We start from the raw sequence: 20,943 nt of genomic DNA on the forward strand, positions 1-20,943 counted from the left end.
ATCTCCTTATTTTATTAAGCTTAAGGATATAAAAGCAGACACCATGCCAAATATAAGATGTTGAAATTAAAGGGGGTATAGCTAGGAAATGACAAGCACTCTGTAATTGAGTAACAAAGTGCGAAGATTCTACATTATAAGGCGTCTTTCAATGCTTTCGCTGCTTTAAACACTGGCTTATTGGCTCCTTCTATTTCAATTGCTGCGCCTGTTTGTGGGTTGCGTCCTGTACGCGCCGGGTAATAACTCAAGGCAAATGTGCCAAAACCATTTATTTGTACTTGATCGCCTTCAGAAAGTGACTTGGTGATCACAGCTAACATGCTTGATAAAGCTGCTTGGGAATCTTTCTTGGTTAATTCACTGCGCGCCGACATGGTACTGATAAGCTCTGATTTATTCATAAAAATGCTCCTAAAAACCCCACTTATTCGATAACTGTTCAGTGGATTTTGGTAATGATTGAATACAAAGGCACGCAGGCTAAGGGTTAGTAAGCACTAAGTCAACCTTGTAAACAACACAATAAGTTGATACAACCTGTGCAATTATTTTTTGTTCTCACATTTTGAGCTATCTATGCATGCATTAATCGAGTTTATTCCGCTAGTATTATTTTTTACGGTCTTTAAGTTAGTTGATATTTATTGGGCAACAGCGCTATTGATGGGCACCACGCTTATTCAAGTTGCCTATTCTTATTTTAAAAAAAGCAAAGTACCAGCGCGTCAGTGGTTATTTTTTGCCATCGCCGTCATTTTAGGCACGCTCACACTCGTTTTTCATGATGAGCAGTTTGTGAAATGGAAGGCCACAATTATTTATGCGGTGTTGTCTGTAACTTTATTGAGCAGCCGCTACTTGATGGGCAAGAACCTCGTCAAGCAAGCACTGAGTTCAGTGTTAAATAATGCCTTTGAAGCAGAGCAAGCCATTAGCGTACCTGAACCACTGTGGGACAAACTCAACTTACTATGGGTTGCCATTACAGCCGCTATTGCAGCACTCAATATTTATATTGCTTATAGTTTCTCTCTTGATTTTTGGGTTAACTTTAAAGTGTTTGGACTGATGGCTATTACCTTTGTCAGTATTTTTGTCAGTATCATCATGCTCTATAAATATTTACCTGATGAAGACCAGCCTAAAACCGACGATAGCAAACTTACATAATGTCATAAATCTGTCGTCTTAGCTTGATAGGCTATTAAACAAAATCATGCTGAGACGACCTTGAACGCCAATCAATACCGCTGGTTTGAATTTACCCTGATATTTGTTTGCCTGCCCTTACTGGGTTTTTATCTTCGCGCTCACCTTGCTAATTGGTTGATCCCCGCACTTATTGTACTGATGAGTGTTTGCTCCATGCTACTACTTAGCGATCCCCACTTTAAACGCTTTAGGCTCACCAGCTTTGGTGAATTTTCTGCGGTCAAACGCCGACTATTTAGCTTCTTTTTTATAGGCGCGCTCTTCTCAGGGGTATTTTACGGCATCATCAATCAAGGTAATTGGTTTTTGCTACCGCGTAATTCATTCCACGATTGGCTGCTGCTTCTGCTTTTGTATCCGTTATTATCTGTAGTGCCTCAAGAATTAATATTTCGCACCTATTTTTTTCATCGCTATAAACGCATCATGCCAAAAAAAAGCCTACGCATCGTGATCAGCGCCACAGTGTTTGCATTAGCGCATATTGTTTACGCTAACTGGGTAGCAGTACTGCTAGCGTTTATTGGTGGCTTATTGTTTTCATTTACCTACGCACAAAGCCGTTCTACTTTTGTATGTGTAATTGAACACAGCTTATGGGGGTTATGGATGTTTACCTTAGGCATTGGGCAGTACTTAGATTCGTCGAACGTCGCCTAGATAAATGAAAAGCCGTGCTAAATACTACACAGGTAAACTTAGCACGGCTTTATTATGGGAAGCTCAATAAAGCGTGATTAAAAGCCGAAGATACTCATCGCAAAAAACTTAGTTGCAACGGTATTTACAAATATCAGCAGTAAAATCACAGGAATGAAGGTTGAGAGTGATAAATTCACGTATTTTTCAGTAAAACTTCCCGTATAACCCGGACACCCTTGGCTGAGCTCTTCACTTAATCGCACTTTTTTCCAGCGATACATTACAAATAAACACACCATTAAACCATTCAGCGGTAATATCGTGTCGTAAAAAACATCGTAAACAATATCAAACAAACTTTTTGAACCGCTGCCATAATGAGTGAATGACGTTAAGCCCTCGACCATACCAAATGACATGGTACATAGTATCGTCAACAGGCCAATGCTGCCGGTTAAAATTAACAAAGCCATTTTACGGCTGATGCCTTTTCGGTCGCTGAGCGTGGCTGTTGGTACTTCAACAATCGAGACTAACGACGTGATAGCAGCAAAAAAGACTAATAAGAAAAATATAAATGCTACAATTGATGCGCCTATGTAGCCGATATCAGCCTGTAACGCGAGTAAGATTTTCGGCAAAAATTCAAAAATCATCGACACGGAAGAATCTGATAATTTACTTGGATCAGTCTCTGGATTGAAACTAAAAATAGCTGGCAGCACCATAAGACCTGCGATAAATGCCACCAATGAATCTGTTAGGGCGACCATTTTAGCACTGCCCACGATGTCATCTTTTTTCGAGATATAAGATGCGTATGTCATCAAAATCCCCATACCGAGTGATAATGAGAAAAACGCTTGTGCAAGTGCACCGTTTAATACACTGGCATTCATTTTAGTAAAGTCAGGAATAATATAATACTTCACACCCGCTATCGCATTATCCAGTGTTAACACATAAACCACTAACGCAATTAACAACACAAACAACGCAGGCATTAAAAACTTCGCGGCTTTTTCAATACCTTGCTTAACACCGCCGACTAAAATTAAGTTAACGATAATCGCCACTGCAGCCATATAGCCAAATACGCTAGAGCTATTAATAAATACCCCAAAGCTACTCGGATCGGCTAGTACATCTAAGTTACCAACGGCGACTTGGCTTAAATAACCAAAAATCCATACTGTTATGACCATGTAAAACACAGCAATCATAAAAGGCGTTAGTACCGCTAAAAAACCTGCAAAACTCCATTTACTATCATTTCCTGATAATAATTTATATGAACCAAGAGGATCTTTTTGCGCTTGGCGACCCATCGCCATTTCAGCCATCATTACGGGTAAGCAAATAAACACGACAAATAATGCATAAACGAGTAAAAATGCACCGCCGCCATTTTTTGTAGCCGAAACAGGAAACCCAACCAAGTTACCAATACCGACCGCTGAACCTGCAGCCGCTAATATGAATCCGAGGCGGGAGCTAAAATGCTCACGTGTATCGCTCATTTAAAAAACCTTATTATTATTTTGTATCATTCAAGCGACTCTACCAGTGTTACAGTAAGCTTTTCAAGCAGATTCAGTTTAAAAATAGTTTAGTGCTGTAAACCCGCTTATTGATTGACCACACGGCGAAAACTAATCGTAATTTACTCGCCAATTAAATCTGCTGTGCTAGTATCAGGACAATTTCATACTATTAATATTAGAGAATACGCCATGTTGTATATGATTTACTCAACTGATGTTGAAAATAGTTTAGAACACAGAAAAGCGGCGCGCCCGGCTCATTTAGCACGCTTACAGGAATTAGATGAACAAGGACGATTATTTACCGCTGGCCCGTTACCAGCAATTGATAGCGCTGACCCCGCTGAAGCTGGTTTTACCGGTTCTTTAGTGATTGCTGAATTTGATTCATTAGAAGCGGCACGAGAGTGGGCTGCAGCAGATCCTTATGTCAGCGGCGGCGTTTATGATAATTCAGTCGTTAAACCGTTTAAACAAGTATTCCCTAGTTAAGAAAACCAGCAATCACAAGAGTTTAAATATTTATTCGATCAAGATGTTAATTCAATTGATATAATCACTTTGCATTTAAAGCACAATAATTCAGTGTTTGTTCACGGGTTGTTGAATAAGATCCGTTGTATTGAATCATAGAATTTAGTGGTTTTACTTGAATTTTAGCTACTTGGTTCATTAAACTATCCAGATCTGGTTTAGGAGTTTCCCATCATGCGTACAGTGTTAGCTTTGAGCATCGCCATTCTTGTGTTAGCTTCGAGTGTTTTTTCGACGAATAGCCAAGCTGCATCTCAAGTTAATAAAACTGAGATAAATAAAAAGCAAGCTGTGGAGCTTGCTAAAAAAGTCGAAGATGGTAAAACTCTTAAAATTACCGTACTTAACGATATCTATACCGTAAGAATATTAAAATCGGACGGCCATGTCGTCGACGTGCATGTCAATAAAAAAACCGGCGAAGTGAAAAAGGATTAATAAATGCGAATTTTAGTAATTGAAGACGATTTACACTTAGCAGATAACCTGCGTAATGCATTAGAAAAAGAACGCTACAGTGTTGATCTTTGTCATGATGGTGAAGCAGGCTTATTCCACATCACAGAATATCCGCTAGACATGGCTGTGGTTGATTTAGGTTTACCAAAAATAGACGGTATCGAGCTTATTAATAAAGCAAGAGCCCAAGGGATCACCATTCCAATTCTTATTTTAACAGCACGTGATCGTTGGCAAGATAAAGTCGAAGGACTTGATGCTGGTGCTGATGATTATTTAACAAAACCCTTTCATGTTGAAGAATTAATCGCCCGTTGTAATGCTCTGATCCGTCGCAGTGCAGGCAAAGCAAACCCAGAAATGACCGCAGGGCCAATTAAAATTCATACTCGTTCACAGCAAGTATGGGTTGATGATAGAGAGCTTAGCCTTACCGCTTACGAATACAAAGTGCTTGAGTATTTAATGGTTAACCCGCAAAAAGTGATCTCTAAATCAGAGCTAACAGAGCACATCTACGACCAAGATTTTGATCTCGACTCAAATGTAATCGAAGTATTCGTACTGCGTTTGCGGAAAAAGCTGGACCCTGATGGCACACTCAACCCTGTTGAGACCCTGCGCGGACGTGGTTACAGGCTTAAAAGTCAGTGGTAGCATCGCAAATACCGTTAAAAGTAAGGCAAGGATTTATCCTTGTCTTTGTTTTATTAGTCGCCTTACCTATTTTGTTTTTCTCGATTGGTAAGGCGTACTATGCATCATTAGTCGAAGCCACCGAGAAAACCCTCGAAGCCCATTTATATTCACTCATTTCAGAAGTCGATTTTACCGAGCGCGGTATTATTATGCCAAGCACAATCTTAGCTCCAGAGCTAAATCGTTTAAATTCTGATACCTATGCGATGATTTACCGTGATGAGCAGCCAGTTTGGCACTCAGAGTCTGCGGTAAACGTAAACTTTGTGCCTGATGAAATAGAAACCAAAGCCGGCGCTGCTGATTTTCGGCGAGTGGAATACAAAAATAATGTGTACTGGCAATTAAGCTTAACTGTTATTTTGAATAATATTGACCAATCCGAACACGCCCGTTTTATTTTATTAAAACGCAATGATGCGCTGCTGCGGTTAATGGATGGTTTTAAACAAACCCTTGTAAACTGGATGTATGTGATGGGTGTTGCCATTGCAGCATTAATGGCCATCGGTTTTGTGTGGAGTGCACGACCACTGCAACGCCTTGATAAAGAAATAAAAGCGATTGAATCCGGCGATATTCAAGAAATTAAAGGGCTCTACCCTGTTGAGCTACAAACAATAAAAGCCGATTTAAATTTATTGCTTGAAACACAACAGCGTCAAAAAGAACGCTACCGCGCTTCACTCAGTGACTTAGCTCATGCCTTAAAAACGCCTCTTGCCGTACTTAAGTCAAGCCCATTAGCAAATGACGCCGATGCACAAGAGCAGCTAGATCGAATTAATGTGATGATCGAGCATCAATTAAAGCGCGCAGCAACCGGTGCTTCCGATACGTGGAAAAAGCAAACGACTATCAAACCTGTGCTCGATTCAATTCTTAATGCAATGGGTAAGGTATACCGCGATAAAGATATTATATTCAGCTGTAACGTAAAAGAAAAAAATTACTTCTTAGGGGATAAGACAGATCTACTCGAGCTGTTGGGTAATTTAATTGATAATGCTTGTAAAGCCTGTCGTTCACAGGTCGATATACAAGTTATCCAAAACCGCACCCTTACAATTACAATCAGTGATGATGGCCCTGGTGTCCCCGTTGATAAACGCGAGTCATTACTCACCCGCGGTACACGCTTAGATACTTACGAAAGTGGTCATGGAGTGGGAATGGCAATTGTGTCTGACTTAGTTAAGTCGTATCACGGCACATTGACTATTTTAGATGCTGATACGCTAGGTGGTGCAAAATTTATTTTAGAGTTTAATTATAATGACAAAAAATAAACTAGTATTAACAAGCATGGCATTACTTTTAATGTTCAATGCAGCTAAAACGTTAGCAGCTGAGCCGTGTAGTCTCGTTGATCAAGCAACCCCTGATGAAGCGAAAAATTATATCCAATGCTTAGATAAACAATTAGAGACCTTAACGCGTATCCAGCAAACGTGGATCAATAAAATCACATTAGATTTAAATAAGATTGAAGAAGACACCGGTAACACACAGCTACTACCGATTTTCAAACGCAGTATAACAAGCCAAAAGAAATACTTAGAAGACAGTTGCAAATGGCGTTATTTACAAAAAGTCCCGAACGCAACCCAAGCTGCTATTGTCTATAAACGTTGCGAGCTACAGATTTTAGAGCAGCATATAACGGTTTTAAAACGACCTTTAAAGTAATTCATGTTAAAAGCCACGTAAACTAACGTGGCTTTTAATTATCATTAACTTTTTTCTTCTTCTAGGTTTTCACCATTACCCAGTAATGTAGCCAACCAGCGCCCTTCTTCGCTAGTTTCAAGCGCTATTTTAACAATCATAGTCAAAGGTACTGATAACAACATACCAACAGTGCCCATCAGCCACCCCCAAAAGATTAATGATAAAAATACCACTAATGTTGAAAGCCCTAAACCTTTACCCATGTATTTAGGTTCGACAATATTACCCATTACAGTATTAATAGTGAGGTAACCTACTCCCACCATACTTGCAACAAATGGGCCTTGCGTGATCAACGCCAATAATACTGCGGGAATTGCGGCAATAATAGAACCAATATTAGGTATGTAATTAAACATAAACGCCATCACAGCCCACAATACAAAATAATCAATATCTAACAGCCATAGTAAGATGCCAGCCAGCACACCCGTGCCTAAGCTAACAACAGTTTTAATTGCTAGATAGGAATTAATTGATTCTAAAAAACGGTCAATTTGTTGCATCTTGCGGTCAGGATCATCAAGTGCCATGTGTATTTTGTGACTGAGCATTGGGCCTTCAAATAACATAAACACCACAGTTAAAATAATTAAAAATAGGTTGGCCATTACGCCACCTAGCCCTGTCAGCATTCCAGTTGCCATATCAATGATCTTACCCGGATCAAACATCGCAATTATTTGTTCTTTATTAATCAAAATATTGTACTTTGCAGCCATATCGACCAGTAAAATAAACTGCTCTTTAAGCTGGGCTTTATAGTGAGGTAATTGCTGTGAGAAATCAGTTAAGGATTGCCCCACCAAACCGGCTAAACTAACGCCAATGCCAACCACCATCAGCATTACCAACATGATAGCCAAACCTTTGGGGATTTTATAACGGCCAAAAAAACTCAATAATGGGTTGCAAATAATGGCAATAAATGCTGCCAAGACAAACGGAATAACGATCACACTCGCGGCCTTTACTCCAGCTAAAACAATAACTAACGCTGCAAAAATAACTAAACTTCGGTTTACCCCAGTTAAACTAGCCAAACTACGATCCTTGAAAATATAAACTGTACTTAGTGTATACCTAAACGGCCTCAAGATGCGAGTGTCGTTGAAATTAAAAAGGATTACTCTTGTGGCAAAGTGATCAAAGCCGTCTACAGTACGTATAACATACACACAGTCTCTAACAAGGTCACTATCATGCATATATTAATAACTGGCGCCACCGGTTTAATAGGCAGCCATTTATGCCCGCTGTTACTTATAAATCATCAGCTAACGGTATTATCGCGAAGTCCTGATAAAGCAAACCAATTACTCGGTGCAAACATTTTAGCAGTAGACTCACTTGCTAACGTCGATTTTAACACAGTTGATTGCGTGATTAACCTAGCTGGTGAGCCAATTGTCAATAAACGCTGGAGCGACAAACAAAAGCAGCAACTTCTAGATAGTCGTATTCAGTTAACTCATCAAATAAGCGCAGCAATAAACCAGTGCAACACCCCACCCCATACGTTTATCTCAGGTAGTGCAATAGGCTTTTATGGCCGTCAAGATGACACCCCGATAGATGAAAGTTTTACCGCTATAAACCCTGAGTTTAGCCATCAGCTATGTGATGCTTGGGAGCACGCTGCATTGTCAGCTCAATCAACAAGTACTCGCGTCTGCACACTGCGCACAGGGATTGTATTAGCTAAACAAGCAGGTGCATTAGCAAAAATGTTGCCGCCATTTAAATTAGGCTTAGGCGGAGCCATTGGCAGTGGTGAGCAAGGTATGTCATGGATCCATATTGACGACATGGTTAGACTTATCTTGTTCGTATTAGAGACTAAAACCCTTAGCGGTGCAGTTAATGCCACCGCGCCTCACCCTGTCAGTAATAAAGAGTTTAGCCGTCAATTAGGCAAAGCGCTCGCACGCCCGGCATTTATACCTATGCCTAGTTTATTACTTAAATTAGTAATGGGGGAAATGGCTGATTTATTGCTTTATGGGCAATTTGTTGTGCCTAAAAAAGTACTACTCCAGCAATTTAGCTTTACTTATCCAACATTGCCACAAGCACTCAAGCAACTCGTAAACCAAAGTGCGTAGTTAACTCTTTTTCATTATCATGCTATTGTTTATGTAGTAAATAATAATTAGTGCAGCAATAAACCATAAAGGCAATTAAATTTGATGGATAAGATAAACCAACCATGATGCATTTACCTACAATCATCATACTTTCTATAATACTTAATACCCTCATTGATTCATTTTTGTTGTCTTTGTATCGGCTCAAAAAACAAAAAACCTACTTGTACTGGTGCTGCTCTTGTTTTATTTTTGTGCTTGCTCAAGTCACAGCCTCATTAAGGGCGTATAGTGATTTAAATCTGATTTCTCATTACCTAGCCGACCTATTAATTATCATCGCGCCTTTGGCTGCAATACTCGGTATACATGCATACAACAACACAGAGAAAAGCAAATTTACAGCCTGTATTAGCGTGCTGCTGGTATCTGTCATAATTTTAATGCCTTTTTATAGTACGTCCTTTGCTCAACTTTATACCACGTTAGTCATTGCGTGCAGCTTTTGTTATGCCGCTTATGCGCTAAATAAGTTACATGTGGGACGTGTTAGCCATTTTTTACTGCTACAAATTTGTTTTGTGATACATGCCCTATTAATGTTTTGCCAAGCCGCACTTTTAGTTTCTGCACCAACATCAGTGATCGATACGCAGCAAGCGCTGGCAGTAATCTTAATTAGTCATATTGTGATCTCCACTTGCACCGCGTTAGTCTGGCCGGTTTTAATGTTTTTAGAATCAGAGCAAGTTTTAACCGATTTAGCTAATTTAGACCCACTGACAGGATTACTTAACCGACGCGCATTTTTAAACCTCAGCGCCACGCATTTAGAACAAGCCAATAGTTACCAAAAAGAATTGTGTGCTTTGATGATTGATATTGATTTTTTCAAAAAAGTGAATGATCAATTTGGCCATGAGACTGGCGATGAGGCTTTAAAATGGGTTGCCACAAAGATTCAAGCACAGTTACGTGAGCATGACATTGTAGCTAGGATTGGCGGTGAAGAATTTGCAATTTTACTCCCTAATACTTCTGAAAAAAATGCACAGGCATTATCAGAGCGGATCAGGCTTGCTATCAAAAACCAACCGTTTATATATAAGCAACACAGTATCTCTTTGTCACTCAGTATTGGTGTTATCAAACGTACAGGAGACAGTAATATCAATGATTTACTAGCTAAAGCAGATAAAGGCTTATATCAAGCAAAACACAATGGCCGCAATCAGGTGGTTGTGGCTATTTAGATGCTGATCGGCTGTTAAACTTCGTTTCCCATATTTATGACACCCTGCCAATTTTTATAAATTATTAATAATTAAATAAATCATTAAGATACATTTTAGACACAATTTTATTCCAATTAATTAAATACACTTGTTGACGTAACATGAAAATTGCACTAGATTTCTCTGGAAGCGCTTTCACAAATTGTCACACCACTTTCTGGAAGCGCTTCCACACACAATAATATCGCTTTTGATAAAAGTGGTTAATAATAATGATAACTGTACGAGGGAAACCTAATGTCGAGTCATATTTTAAAGAAAACAAAGTTAGCGACCAGCTTATCTTTGATTTTAGGTGCAGCAACTACGCTATCGGCCTATGCAGCAGAGGTTGAGCAGCAAGAGGATCTTGAAGTAATTCAAATCACTGGTTTTAAAGGCAGTATTAAAGAATCTACTCAATTAAAACGCTATTCTTCAGGCGTTGTAGATGCAATATCTTCAGAAGACATAGGTAAATTCCCTGATACTAACCTTGCAGAATCTTTACAGCGGATCACGGGGGTATCAATTGACCGCAGCAATGGCGAAGGCTCTAAGGTAACAGTACGTGGTTTTGGTCCTGATTATAATATGGTGACATTAAACGGTCGTACTATGCCAGCCGCTTCCCTGCCAGCAGGTGGTGGAGCACCAAATTCGCGCGCTTATGATTTTGCCAACCTTGCATCCGAAAGTGTTAAGTCTGTAGAGGTATATAAAACCGGTAAAGCCAGTATTGCATCAGGGGGGATTGGTGCAACAATCAATATCAATACTGCTCGTCCACTTGATAACCCTGGCCTCGTTGCCAATGTTGGTGTTAAAGCACAACACGATACAACGAATCGTGTAGGTGACGATATAACGCCAGAAATTTCAGGGATATTTAGTTGGACAGACGAAGAAGCAAAATTTGGTGTATCCCTCACAGCCAGCATGCAAGAACGAGATAGCTCAGCAACAGGGGCTTTTGTAAATGAGTGGCGTACTACTGAATATGACGGCACAATTCCTCAAGCTGCAGATGACATAGTGTTAGAAAATGTCCCAGCAATGGGTCAATACTATTCAATGCCTTCGGACTTACGTTACACCATCGCCGACCGTGAACGTACTCGCACCAATGCCCAATTAACATTCCAGTACAGCCCTATCGACTCACTGACCGCCACGCTTGATTACACCTACTCACAGCAAGAGTTATTTGAAGCCCGTGCAGAACAATCAATTTGGATGGATAACTATAAAACCCATTTAATCTTTGATGATAACGAAGTTAAAACCCCAATTTATTACCGCGAAGAGCGACGTGATTTATCAACTCGTGATTTAGGTTTAGCGTTACAAGAACAAAACCAAGTAAATGAGAATAATTCGATTGGTTTAAATATTGAGTACTATTTTAGTGACCAACTTAGTTTTATGTTTGATGCACATAGCTCAAAAGCGACCAGTAAACCTGATGCCCCATACGGTAGTTGGGTAAATGCAGGTTTAGGGGCTAATGTAGTTGCTGCTCAAGAAGTTGATTTCAGCCGTGATTTACCCTCAATGATGATTGATTTTGATGACTGCAGCCGTGCAAATCTTAATTGCAGCGGTGCACTAGAACAAGCTGATGTAGGTACTTCGATTCTTGATGCCAACTTCGCCAGTCAAGAATCAACTGTGGATGAATTCCGCCTACATGGTAATTATGTAATGGATAACGGCAGCATAGATTTTGGTATTGAATCACGCTCAATGGAAAGCCATTCACTACAATCACTTACTCGTAATACCATGGGTAACTGGGGCATTGAAAACCCTGGTGAATTACCCGATGGCTATTTAGATCCGACGAATTTCTTAGCTGAGTTTGATGATTACGATACCAGTGGCTCATTTGATCAAGGCTTTACTGGCAGCGCTTCACAAATTGGTTATTGGGCGGCAGAGCAGTATGGGTTCAATTTTGCAGCTGATGGTGCATACGCAACCAATCGTACAATTGAAGAAGATATCAAAGCAGCATTTGTGCAGTACAATTACACAAATGAAATTAGTGGTATGCCATTTAACTTAGTTATAGGTGCGCGCTACGAAACAACCGATATCACCTCAACCGCGAATATTGATTTACCTGATGCAGTAGCATGGGAAGGTAATAATGACTTTAATGTGCGTTACGGCACGAATAAAGAAGATTATTCACTAAGCTCAAGTTATAACCACTTTTTACCTAGCTTAGATTTTGATATCAATGTTCATGATGATGTAACGCTACGTGCCTCTTACAGCACAACTATCGCCCGCCCGACTTATGACAATTTAAGTTCAGCGGCCACGGTTGGCGTACCAACAGGCCCCACGATTATTCCAGGGACCACTAATGCGCCGGCTTCAACGGGTAATCCTGCCCTCGTACCACTTGAATCAGATAACTTTGATGTCTCTGCTGAATGGTACTTTACTGATGTAAGCTATGTATCCGTGGGTTACTTTAATAAAAAAGTAGACAATTTTATTGGCCTGTCACCTATGACACAAAACTACTATGGTTTACGTGATGTATCCGCAGGCCCTCGCGCCGAAGCTGCAAAAGCAGAGCTAGAAGCACAAGGCTTAGCATTTACAGATTCAAACCTATTCCAAATGGTTGCGGCCATGGAAAATGGGGTAGCTTTTGATTCGATGAGTTATGAAGAATTTGAAGCCGCTTATGATGTTTTACCTAACGCAGATGATCCATTGATGGACTTTACTGCTCAAGTACCAACCAACAATAAAGATGCTAAAATTGATGGTTATGAGTTCGCAGTTCAACACTTTTTTGATGACACTGGTTTTGGTTTACAAGCTAACTACACCATAGTAAATGGTGACATTGATTTTAATGTCGCAGCAGATCCCACAACCACTCAGTTTGCACTGGTGGGCTTAAGTGATACTGCCAACTTGATTGCTATGTACGAAAACGACAAGTTTCAAGCACGTATTGCTTATAACTGGCGTGATAAATTCTTAAACAGCGCGGCACGTTATGTTAATGAGCCAAGCTTCACTGAAGAGTATTATCAAATTGATTTTAATATTGCCTACAACTACAGTGAAAAAATGTCATTCTTTATTGAAGGACTTAATATCACTGAGCAAAATATGCGTCAGCATGGCCGATATCAAGCTCAATTATGGAACTTAGAACAAAGTGGCGCCCGTTATAATATAGGTATGCGTTATAACTTTTAAGTAAGAGGTGCTACTCATTAATTTAATGAGTATCAAGCCGCTAGCTATTAGCGGCTTTTGTCGTTTTAATTAGACAATAGAAGACACACAATGAATAACAAAATACAACACATTGTGGTACTTGGCGGCGGCGCTGCAGGCTGGCTAAGTGCAGGACTGCTAAGCGCGGAACACCCTGATAAACACATTACTTTAATTGAATCCGCTCACATTGCAATTTCCGGTGTTGGTGAAGGTACTTGGCCATCGATGCGTAATACGCTAAAACGTATCGGAATTAAAGAAGTCGACTTTTTAAAGTATTGTGATGCGTCATTCAAGCAAGGCTCAAAGTTTATCAACTGGCGCAATTTAACCCCAGGCGATAACTACTACCACCCTTTTATGACGCCCGCAGGGTATTTAGAGACTGATTTGCACGCCTACTGGCAACATCATGCTGCTAGTCAAAAATACGCCGATGCCATTAATATGCAAAGCTTTGTCTGCCAAGCAGGTCTTGCTCCTAAACAAGCTAGCACACCAGAATACGCAGCAGTGACAAACTACGGTTATCATCTTGATGCTGGTAAATTTGCAAGCTTCTTAAAAAACCATTGCGAAAATAAGCTTGGCGTAATTCATATTATGGATGATGTCGTGGCGGTAAATAACGATAATCAAGGCTATATTCGCTCATTAACAACAAAACAGCACGGTGAAATAAAGGGCGACTTGTTTATTGACTGTTCCGGTGCCCGAGCTCGCCTAATTGCAGAACATTATAACGCAGCGTTTATTAATCAAGAGCAGACATTGTTTAATAACAGTGCGATTGCTGCGCACCTTCCCTATAATAATCAGCAACAAGACATAGCCAGCGCAACGATATCAACAGCTCAATCCCATGGTTGGATCTGGGATATCGGCTTACCAAGTCGTCGTGGTATTGGCTACACCTATTGTGATAAATATTGCGATGAACACACCGCTGTTAAGACCTTAAAAAACTACGCTACACAATCAGTAGGCGCTGAAGCTGCTGAACAAATACAAACCAGAAAGCTGAGTTTTACCCCTGGCTACCGAAAACACTTTTGGATCAAAAACTGTATTGCTGTGGGAATGTCACAAGGTTTTATTGAGCCGTTAGAAGCCTCTGCCCTTGCTATGGTCGAGTTATCGTTAAATATGCTAAGTGAGCAAATGCCACATGATCGTGTGCATATGCAATTGCTAGCAACTCGATTTAACCAGCGCTTTAGTTATCGCTGGCAGCGTGTAATCGACTTTTTAAAGCTGCACTATATTTTAAGTGAACGAGATGACAGCCAATATTGGCTGGATATAAAAAGTCCAGCAAGTATTCCGGCCCGCTTAACTGAGTTATTGGCACTGTGGCAATACCAGCCACCAAGTCGCTTTGATTTGATTGAAAATGAAGAAATATTTCCTTCAGCCAGTTATCAATATGTACTTTATGGTATGGGCTTTCACAGCCAAGCTGCAACAGCAGAAAATGCCTTTTATAACCCCAAAGCGGGGCATTATTTTTACCAGCAAAACCGTGCCAAGATTGCTCAATGCTTGCAAGCTTTACCAACAAATCGCACGTTATTAAATCAACTTTTAAATAATAAGGCGTGATCAAAGTATGACACACACTAAACAGATAAAAAATGTGGTGATCGCAGGAGGCGGCACTGCAGGCTGGATGGCTGCTGCGGCCCTTGGCAAACTCGTCGGAAAAAATATCAACGTCACGCTTGTTGAGTCTGATGACATAGCCACAATAGGCGTTGGCGAGGCAACTATCCCGCCCATTCGTACTTTCCATAAATTACTGGGGATCGACGAGCAAGCATTTATGAAAGCCACGCAAGCCAGCTTTAAGTTAGGGATCAGCTTTGAAAATTGGGGACAAAAAAACACTGATTATATTCACTCATTTGGCATGACGGGCAAAGAGTGTTGGGCCGGTGAGTTTCATCACTTTTGGCTGCATAGCTTATCGTTAGGGCTTAAATCAGAATTTGCGGATTACTGTTATGAGCTACAAGCCGCTAAACAAGGCAAATGTGCATTTAATCAACAAAACCCTATAAACTATGCATTTCATCTAGACGCCAGTCGCTACGCATTATTTTTACGTGATTTTTCGCACGATTTCGGGGTTAAACGTGTGGAAGGGAAAATTACACGAGTCAATAAATGTGCTGAAACCGGTAATATAAAAAGTTTAACCCTTAGTGACGAAAGCACCCTAGACGGTGACTTTTTTATTGATTGCACCGGCTTTCGTGGACTACTGATTGAGCAGGCCTTGCATACTGGTTACGAAGATTGGTCTCATTTACTACCATGCGACAGCGCTATTGCTGTACAAACCAAAGCCATTAGTGATGAGATCCCCCCTTATACTCGCTCAATTGCCCACGATGCGGGCTGGCAATGGCAAATTCCTCTGCAACAACGTGTTGGTAATGGCCTCGTTTTTTGTAGTCGCTATCTAAGTGATGAAGACGCAAAGCAACTACTGCTTGATAATATTCAAGGTGAAACTTTAACTGAACCCAGAGTTATTAAGTTTAAAACCGGTCGCCGCCGCAAAGGCTGGAATAAAAACTGTTTGGCGCTGGGCCTTGCCAGTGGTTTTGTCGAGCCGCTTGAATCCACCAGCATTCACTTGATCATGTCAGGTGTAATTCGCTTTATGCGACTATTTCCGTTTAATGGGATCACTGAGCAAGCGATTAGTGAATACAATAAACAATTAAAAAGTGAAATCGAAAATATCCGCGACTTCATTGTCTTACATTATAAAGTCACTGAACGTAACGACAGTGAATTTTGGCGTCATTGTCAAAACATGGAAGTACCCGATACCCTCGCCCATAAAATTAGTTTGTTCAAAGAAACTGGCCGGGTATTTTTAGATGACGGTGATATTTTTAGAGTTGATTCTTGGGTGCAAGTAATGCTTGGTCAAGGTATTAAACCTAAACAGTACCATCTCATTGCCAGTTTAATGAGTGATGAAGAATTAACGCGCTTTCTAAGCAGTATCAAACAGCAAATTAGCCAGCGCGTCGCACAGCTGCCAGCCCATGAAGCATTTTTACAACAATATTGCCCAGCTAACTAACTTGAGCCAAATTTACTAAATACAGTAAAAACGTTAAATAATTACTTTAAAAAGATAAAAAGCCCTTTAAAATTAAAGGGCTTTGGACAACACAACAAAATACGTTAAAAATTTATTATTTATAGCTTACTCACTTGCTGGGCAAGTGAGCGCACCTTGCTTTACACCTTCTGGTACAAAATTAATATTCGCTACAGATATCTCAGCCTGACCTTCACTCTGTAATGAAAATGGACTAGTTACCCTTGCAAAATCAACACCTTTATCTGCAAAGCACTTCAAATCAATACTGAGCGTTTGCCATGTATTTAGTGCTGAATTATTTAACACCTGGCTTATATCAATTCGACCACCGCAGCCCTGTTCACACGTCATGGCAATGTAAAGCGCGGAGCTAGGTGTACTTTTGACTTTATAATCAAAGCTTAATGTTGAATTTGCTTCAATATAAGCAACCTTGTCTTCAGTGAAGTTACTGTTTATCTCAGCGATTGCTAATTCGTTACCCTTAAAAACAAACGACAGCGCATCTTCTTGAATATCTTTATCTTCTGTTCGATATTCAATACCAGCAAACGCCACACTGTTACTAACCACCTGATGTTGCTGCTCGCCTGACTTTAAGAATAATCGCCATGGGTTGGTCAATGAACCATTAAAAATGCCAAGCGGAGCCAAGTCAGCGATATCAACACCGGAGTCTTCACTTAGATCATCAGAAAGAGTACTCGTATCGCCATAAGTTAAACCAAAACCATAAGGTAATAGCGGTGAATACTCTTTATCACCTTTATTAACGCTCGTTTGTAATGGTGAGTTAGGCCATGAAAAAGACAGTTTGCCTTTGAAGTCGTATTGGCTTCGTCCATCAGGACCTCTAAGTAATACATCAGCAACGCCCTGCCCTTCAGTGCCAGGTAACCAGGCTGCAACAAATGCATCCGATGCATTTAACTCAGCATTGACCCACATTGGTCGCCCTGAAATAAACACTGACACAACTGGAATACCTTTTGATTTAAGTGTTTTTAATAACGCCAACGACTTTTTATTATTGCGCTCAAATTCAAGATTGTCTCGATCGCCATGACCTTCTGCATAAGGCTCTTCGCCAAACACCACAATAGCCACATCAGGCTGCTGCTCAAAAGACCCATCAATACTTAAGATTGCTTCACCACCGGCAGCATCAATTTGTGCTTTTAAACCTGCGTAAATTGATGTGGCGCCTGGAAAATCAGCATTTTCGTTATTCGTGCCTTGCCAAGTAATACTCCAACCACCCGATTGTTTACCAATGTTATCAGCGCCATCTCCGGCGATTAAAATTCGTGAGTTAGCAGCTAATGGTAAAATATTTTGTTTATTTTTTAATAAAACCAGTGATTCACGCACAGCTTGTCTTGCAATAGCACGGTGTTCCTGAGCACCAATCAATTGTGTTTTACCAGAAAATTGGCGGTTAGCCGGGCTTGGTTTATCAAATAGTCCTGCTCTAAGTTTCACCCTTAAAATACGTGCAACGGCATCATCAATGCGGCTCATGGCGATTTCACCCGCGTTAACTTGCGCAATGGTATTTTCATACAATGGCTTCCACGCACCTGTTGGCACCATGAATATATCAAGGCCGGCATTCACTGCTTGCGGGCAGCTTTCGTTAGTACAACCTGCCACTTGTCCGTGGCCATTCCAGTCGCCAACGACAAAACCATCAAACCCCATTTGAGTTTTTAATACATCGGTTAACAGGTATTTATTCCCATGATTTTTCTTTCCATGCCAGCTATTAAACGACGCCATCACAGATTGACTGCCTGCAGCAAGGCCGCCTATATAGCCTTGTGCATGAATATCAAACAGCGCTTGTTCAGAGTCAATATTATCTCCTTGATCGTCACCATCAACAGTGCCACCATCACCTAAAAAATGCTTAACCGTGCTGATCACCCGCTTATCACTTAAAAAATCACCATTTGCATGACCTTGCAGACCATTAACGATTGCCGCAGAGTATTCACGTACAATTTCTGGATCTTCAGAATAGCCTTCATAAGTACGTCCCCACCTATCATCACGCACAACAGCAACGGTTGGGGCAAATACCCAATCAATGCCCGTTGTCATCACTTCGATTGCCGTTGCAGCGGCTATTTTTTCAATTAAAGCGGGATTATTCGCAGCGCCTAACCCTATATTGTGAGGGAACAACGTCGCGCCAATAACGTTATTATGACCATGTACGGCATCAGTGCCCCACATAGTAGGAATACGACTGCCATCCAACGAGTCATCAATTGAGGCCTGATACATAGCTTCAGCTAAGGCTATCCAATCTTGGGGAGTGGCGTGCTTATTAGCATTAGGAAATGATCCTCCCCCATTTAAGTAAGAGCCAAAACCATATTGACGCATATCATCAGCCGTTATATCGCGTATTTCAGGCTGGATCATCTGTGCCACTTTTTGCTCAAGGGTCATAGACTCTAGAAAGTGGGCTATTTTTGCTTCTATTTTTGGATCCTTCTCTACTTGGTAATTCAGCTTGGGCCAAATTGCTAAATTACCGTCAAGCGCATTAACTTCTTTTGCCAGATCCGATGTATAACTCGATTTTTCAGCTTCGCTATTCGAACAACCTGCAAGCAGTGCTAAGCCAGTTAACATACTTAAAATGGGTAACTTTGTTGTGTGTAAGTGTTTTATCATTTTTATTTACCTATCATTTATCAGTGATTGGTTTAAGAGCGCCGGCTACACGTTATCGTGTGCCCTAGGCTAGCCTGCTACTTGGTATTAGTAACAAACAAGTATTTAGGGTTATCTAAATTTAACTATTGACCTGTTAAGAAATAGTCACTAACCTGAATATGGAAGCGCTTCCCGAAATAGCATTAAATACCATCACAGCGTATTAATCAAATTATTTATGGAAGCGCTTTCACAAGCATTATAATTTTTGACTACAAAAACATATTTAAAAACTGTCTATGCCAGCTGAGGTTTTCTATTAATGAAACAATTATCTTTACCCACTAACTCGCCGCTACTTAGTAAAGAGTTTACCTTTGGTGTTGCTACAGCATCATTTCAAATTGAAGGGGCTGCAGATAGTCGCCTACCGTGTATTTGGGATACGTTTTGTGCCACGCCAGGTAAAATTGCTGATAATTCAAACGGCTTAATTGCATGTGATCACTATCACAATTGGGAAAATGATATTGCGTTAATAGACTCTTTAGGTGTTGATGCTTACCGCTTATCTATTTCTTGGCCACGCGTGATCAAAGCAGATGGTAGCCTAAACCCGGTTGGTGTAAAGTTTTATACAGATATTTTAGATGAATTGGCACGTCGCAACATTAAAGCGTTTGTTACCCTTTATCATTGGGATTTACCACAATATTTAGAAGATAAAGGAGGCTGGCTTAACCGTAATACCGCTTTTGAATATGCAAAATATGTTGATTTGGTAAGCGAAGCATTTGCTGAACGTGTTTATTCTTATGCAACCCTAAACGAACCATTTTGTAGCTCGTACTTAGGCTATGAAATTGGTGTTCATGCACCAGGTATTGTGGGCCGCGAGTTTGGCCGAAAAGCAGCACATCACTTATTATTAGGCCATGGTCTTGCGATGCAAGTTCTTGCTAAAAATAGCCCTAACTCCCTAAATGGCATTGTGCTAAATTTTACCCCTTGCTACCCAGTAAGCCAAAGTGACGCTGATCTAAAAGCCACTGCATTTGCAGATGACTATATTAATCAGTGGTATATGCGCCCTGTAATGGAAGGAAAATACCCCGACATCATTGACCAATTACCAAATGAACAGCGCCCAGAAATTCACCCCGGTGACATGGATATCATTGCACAACCTTTAGACTATCTTGGCGTAAATTTTTATACTCGCCTGCATTATCAAGCGAGTGATGATGACTTTTACGATGAGCGTCCACACCAAGGGCCGCTGACAGATATTGGTTGGGAAATTTACCCGCAAGCCCTCACGGATTTATTAGTATCACTCAATGAAAAATACACCTTGCCACCTATTTATATTACCGAAAATGGGGCTGCGATGAAGGATACAATTGATAATGGTGAAGTAAACGATATAGATCGTATTAGCTACTATCAACAACATTTAACAGCGCTACACAACGCAACTGAGCAAGGTGTTCGCGTTGATGGCTATTTCGCTTGGAGTTTAATGGATAACTTTGAATGGGCCGAAGGTTATTTAAAGCGCTTTGGTATTGTATACGTTGATTATCATACGCAACAACGTACAGTCAAAGCCAGTGGCCTTGCATACAGTAAGTTGATTACCAATCGCTAATTGGTAACTTATACTAGCCGACAATTTCAATGTAAAATCGGCTAGTCACTTAAAACAACGA

General features: G+C 40.5%; 17 protein-coding genes. 13 read left to right on the top strand and 4 right to left on the bottom strand.

Annotated features, from left to right (window positions below):
- Positions 1 to 134 precede the first annotated feature (134 nt).
- Entirely contained in the window at positions 135 to 404 is a 270-nt protein-coding gene (locus KAN5_RS06730) for an HU family DNA-binding protein (RefSeq protein WP_016709356.1), read from the bottom strand.
- Between the two features lie 175 nt (positions 405 to 579).
- Between KAN5_RS06730 and KAN5_RS06735 the strand changes: the two genes are divergently transcribed.
- Positions 580 to 1,173, top strand: a complete 594-nt coding sequence (locus KAN5_RS06735; protein WP_244390790.1) for an inner membrane-spanning protein YciB — start codon at positions 580 to 582, stop codon at positions 1,171 to 1,173.
- Between the two features lie 60 nt (positions 1,174 to 1,233).
- Positions 1,234 to 1,875, top strand: coding sequence for a CPBP family intramembrane glutamic endopeptidase (locus KAN5_RS06740; protein WP_244390791.1), 642 nt, complete (start codon positions 1,234 to 1,236; stop codon positions 1,873 to 1,875).
- A gap of 77 nt (positions 1,876 to 1,952) precedes the next feature.
- On the opposite strand, the gene KAN5_RS06745 is transcribed toward KAN5_RS06740, so the two are convergent.
- Entirely contained in the window at positions 1,953 to 3,377 is a 1,425-nt protein-coding gene (locus KAN5_RS06745) for a sodium-dependent transporter (protein WP_016709353.1), read from the bottom strand.
- 213 nt (positions 3,378 to 3,590) lie between these two features.
- Between KAN5_RS06745 and KAN5_RS06750 the strand changes: the two genes are divergently transcribed.
- From KAN5_RS06750 to KAN5_RS06770, 5 genes are all read left to right on the top strand, one after another.
- A complete protein-coding gene (locus KAN5_RS06750; RefSeq protein ID WP_016709352.1) occupies positions 3,591 to 3,893 on the top strand; it encodes a YciI family protein in 303 nt (100 codons plus the stop codon).
- A 216-nt stretch (positions 3,894 to 4,109) separates the two neighbouring features.
- A complete protein-coding gene (locus KAN5_RS06755; RefSeq protein ID WP_016709351.1) occupies positions 4,110 to 4,373 on the top strand; it encodes a PepSY domain-containing protein in 264 nt (87 codons plus the stop codon).
- Positions 4,374 to 4,376: 3 nt separating this feature from the next.
- A complete protein-coding gene (locus KAN5_RS06760) occupies positions 4,377 to 5,051 on the top strand; it encodes a response regulator transcription factor (protein WP_016709350.1) in 675 nt (224 codons plus the stop codon).
- Positions 5,045 to 6,382: an ATP-binding protein gene (locus tag KAN5_RS06765; RefSeq protein WP_016709349.1), complete on the top strand. Its 1,338-nt coding sequence runs from the start codon at positions 5,045 to 5,047 to the stop codon at positions 6,380 to 6,382. The genes KAN5_RS06760 and KAN5_RS06765 overlap by 7 nt, the downstream gene beginning before the upstream one ends.
- Positions 6,369 to 6,782, top strand: coding sequence for a hypothetical protein (locus tag KAN5_RS06770; protein ID WP_244390792.1), 414 nt, complete (start codon positions 6,369 to 6,371; stop codon positions 6,780 to 6,782). Before KAN5_RS06765 ends, KAN5_RS06770 begins: the two co-directional genes overlap by 14 nt.
- 44 nt (positions 6,783 to 6,826) lie before the next feature.
- Here KAN5_RS06770 and KAN5_RS06775 read toward each other — a convergent pair whose 3' ends face one another.
- Positions 6,827 to 7,867 (bottom strand): AI-2E family transporter, encoded by a 1,041-nt coding sequence (locus tag KAN5_RS06775; protein ID WP_016709347.1) that lies wholly within the window; start codon positions 7,865 to 7,867, stop codon positions 6,827 to 6,829.
- Positions 7,868 to 8,026: 159 nt separating this feature from the next.
- On the opposite strand from KAN5_RS06775, the gene KAN5_RS06780 reads away from it, so the two are divergent.
- The 5 genes from KAN5_RS06780 (at position 8,027) to KAN5_RS06800 (ending at position 16,540) form a co-directional block, all read left to right on the top strand.
- Complete coding sequence (locus tag KAN5_RS06780) at positions 8,027 to 8,929, top strand: TIGR01777 family oxidoreductase (protein ID WP_244390793.1); 903 nt, start codon at positions 8,027 to 8,029, stop codon at positions 8,927 to 8,929.
- A gap of 104 nt (positions 8,930 to 9,033) precedes the next feature.
- Positions 9,034 to 10,164 (top strand): GGDEF domain-containing protein, encoded by a 1,131-nt coding sequence (locus KAN5_RS06785; RefSeq protein WP_244390794.1) that lies wholly within the window; start codon positions 9,034 to 9,036, stop codon positions 10,162 to 10,164.
- 279 nt (positions 10,165 to 10,443) lie between these two features.
- Positions 10,444 to 13,416 carry a TonB-dependent receptor gene (locus KAN5_RS06790; protein ID WP_244390795.1) on the top strand — a complete coding sequence of 991 codons (2,973 nt, stop codon included), beginning with the start codon at positions 10,444 to 10,446 and terminating at the stop codon, positions 13,414 to 13,416.
- A 90-nt stretch (positions 13,417 to 13,506) separates the two neighbouring features.
- Positions 13,507 to 15,042: a tryptophan halogenase family protein gene (locus KAN5_RS06795; RefSeq protein ID WP_138554545.1), complete on the top strand. Its 1,536-nt coding sequence runs from the start codon at positions 13,507 to 13,509 to the stop codon at positions 15,040 to 15,042.
- 7 nt (positions 15,043 to 15,049) lie between these two features.
- Positions 15,050 to 16,540: a tryptophan halogenase family protein gene (locus KAN5_RS06800; RefSeq protein WP_244390796.1), complete on the top strand. Its 1,491-nt coding sequence runs from the start codon at positions 15,050 to 15,052 to the stop codon at positions 16,538 to 16,540.
- A 126-nt stretch (positions 16,541 to 16,666) separates the two neighbouring features.
- On the opposite strand, the gene KAN5_RS06805 is transcribed toward KAN5_RS06800, so the two are convergent.
- Entirely contained in the window at positions 16,667 to 19,249 is a 2,583-nt protein-coding gene (locus tag KAN5_RS06805; RefSeq protein WP_244390797.1) for an exo 1,3/1,4-beta-D-glucan glucohydrolase, read from the bottom strand.
- A gap of 304 nt (positions 19,250 to 19,553) precedes the next feature.
- On the opposite strand from KAN5_RS06805, the gene KAN5_RS06810 reads away from it, so the two are divergent.
- The gene (locus KAN5_RS06810; RefSeq protein ID WP_016709340.1) at positions 19,554 to 20,882 is read left to right on the top strand and encodes a GH1 family beta-glucosidase; all 1,329 of its coding nucleotides are present in this window, start codon (positions 19,554 to 19,556) and stop codon (positions 20,880 to 20,882) included.
- Positions 20,883 to 20,943 lie beyond the last annotated feature (61 nt).

It is taken from the genome of Pseudoalteromonas sp. KAN5 (assembly GCF_022846535.1).
Classification (GTDB): domain Bacteria; phylum Pseudomonadota; class Gammaproteobacteria; order Enterobacterales; family Alteromonadaceae; genus Pseudoalteromonas; species Pseudoalteromonas haloplanktis.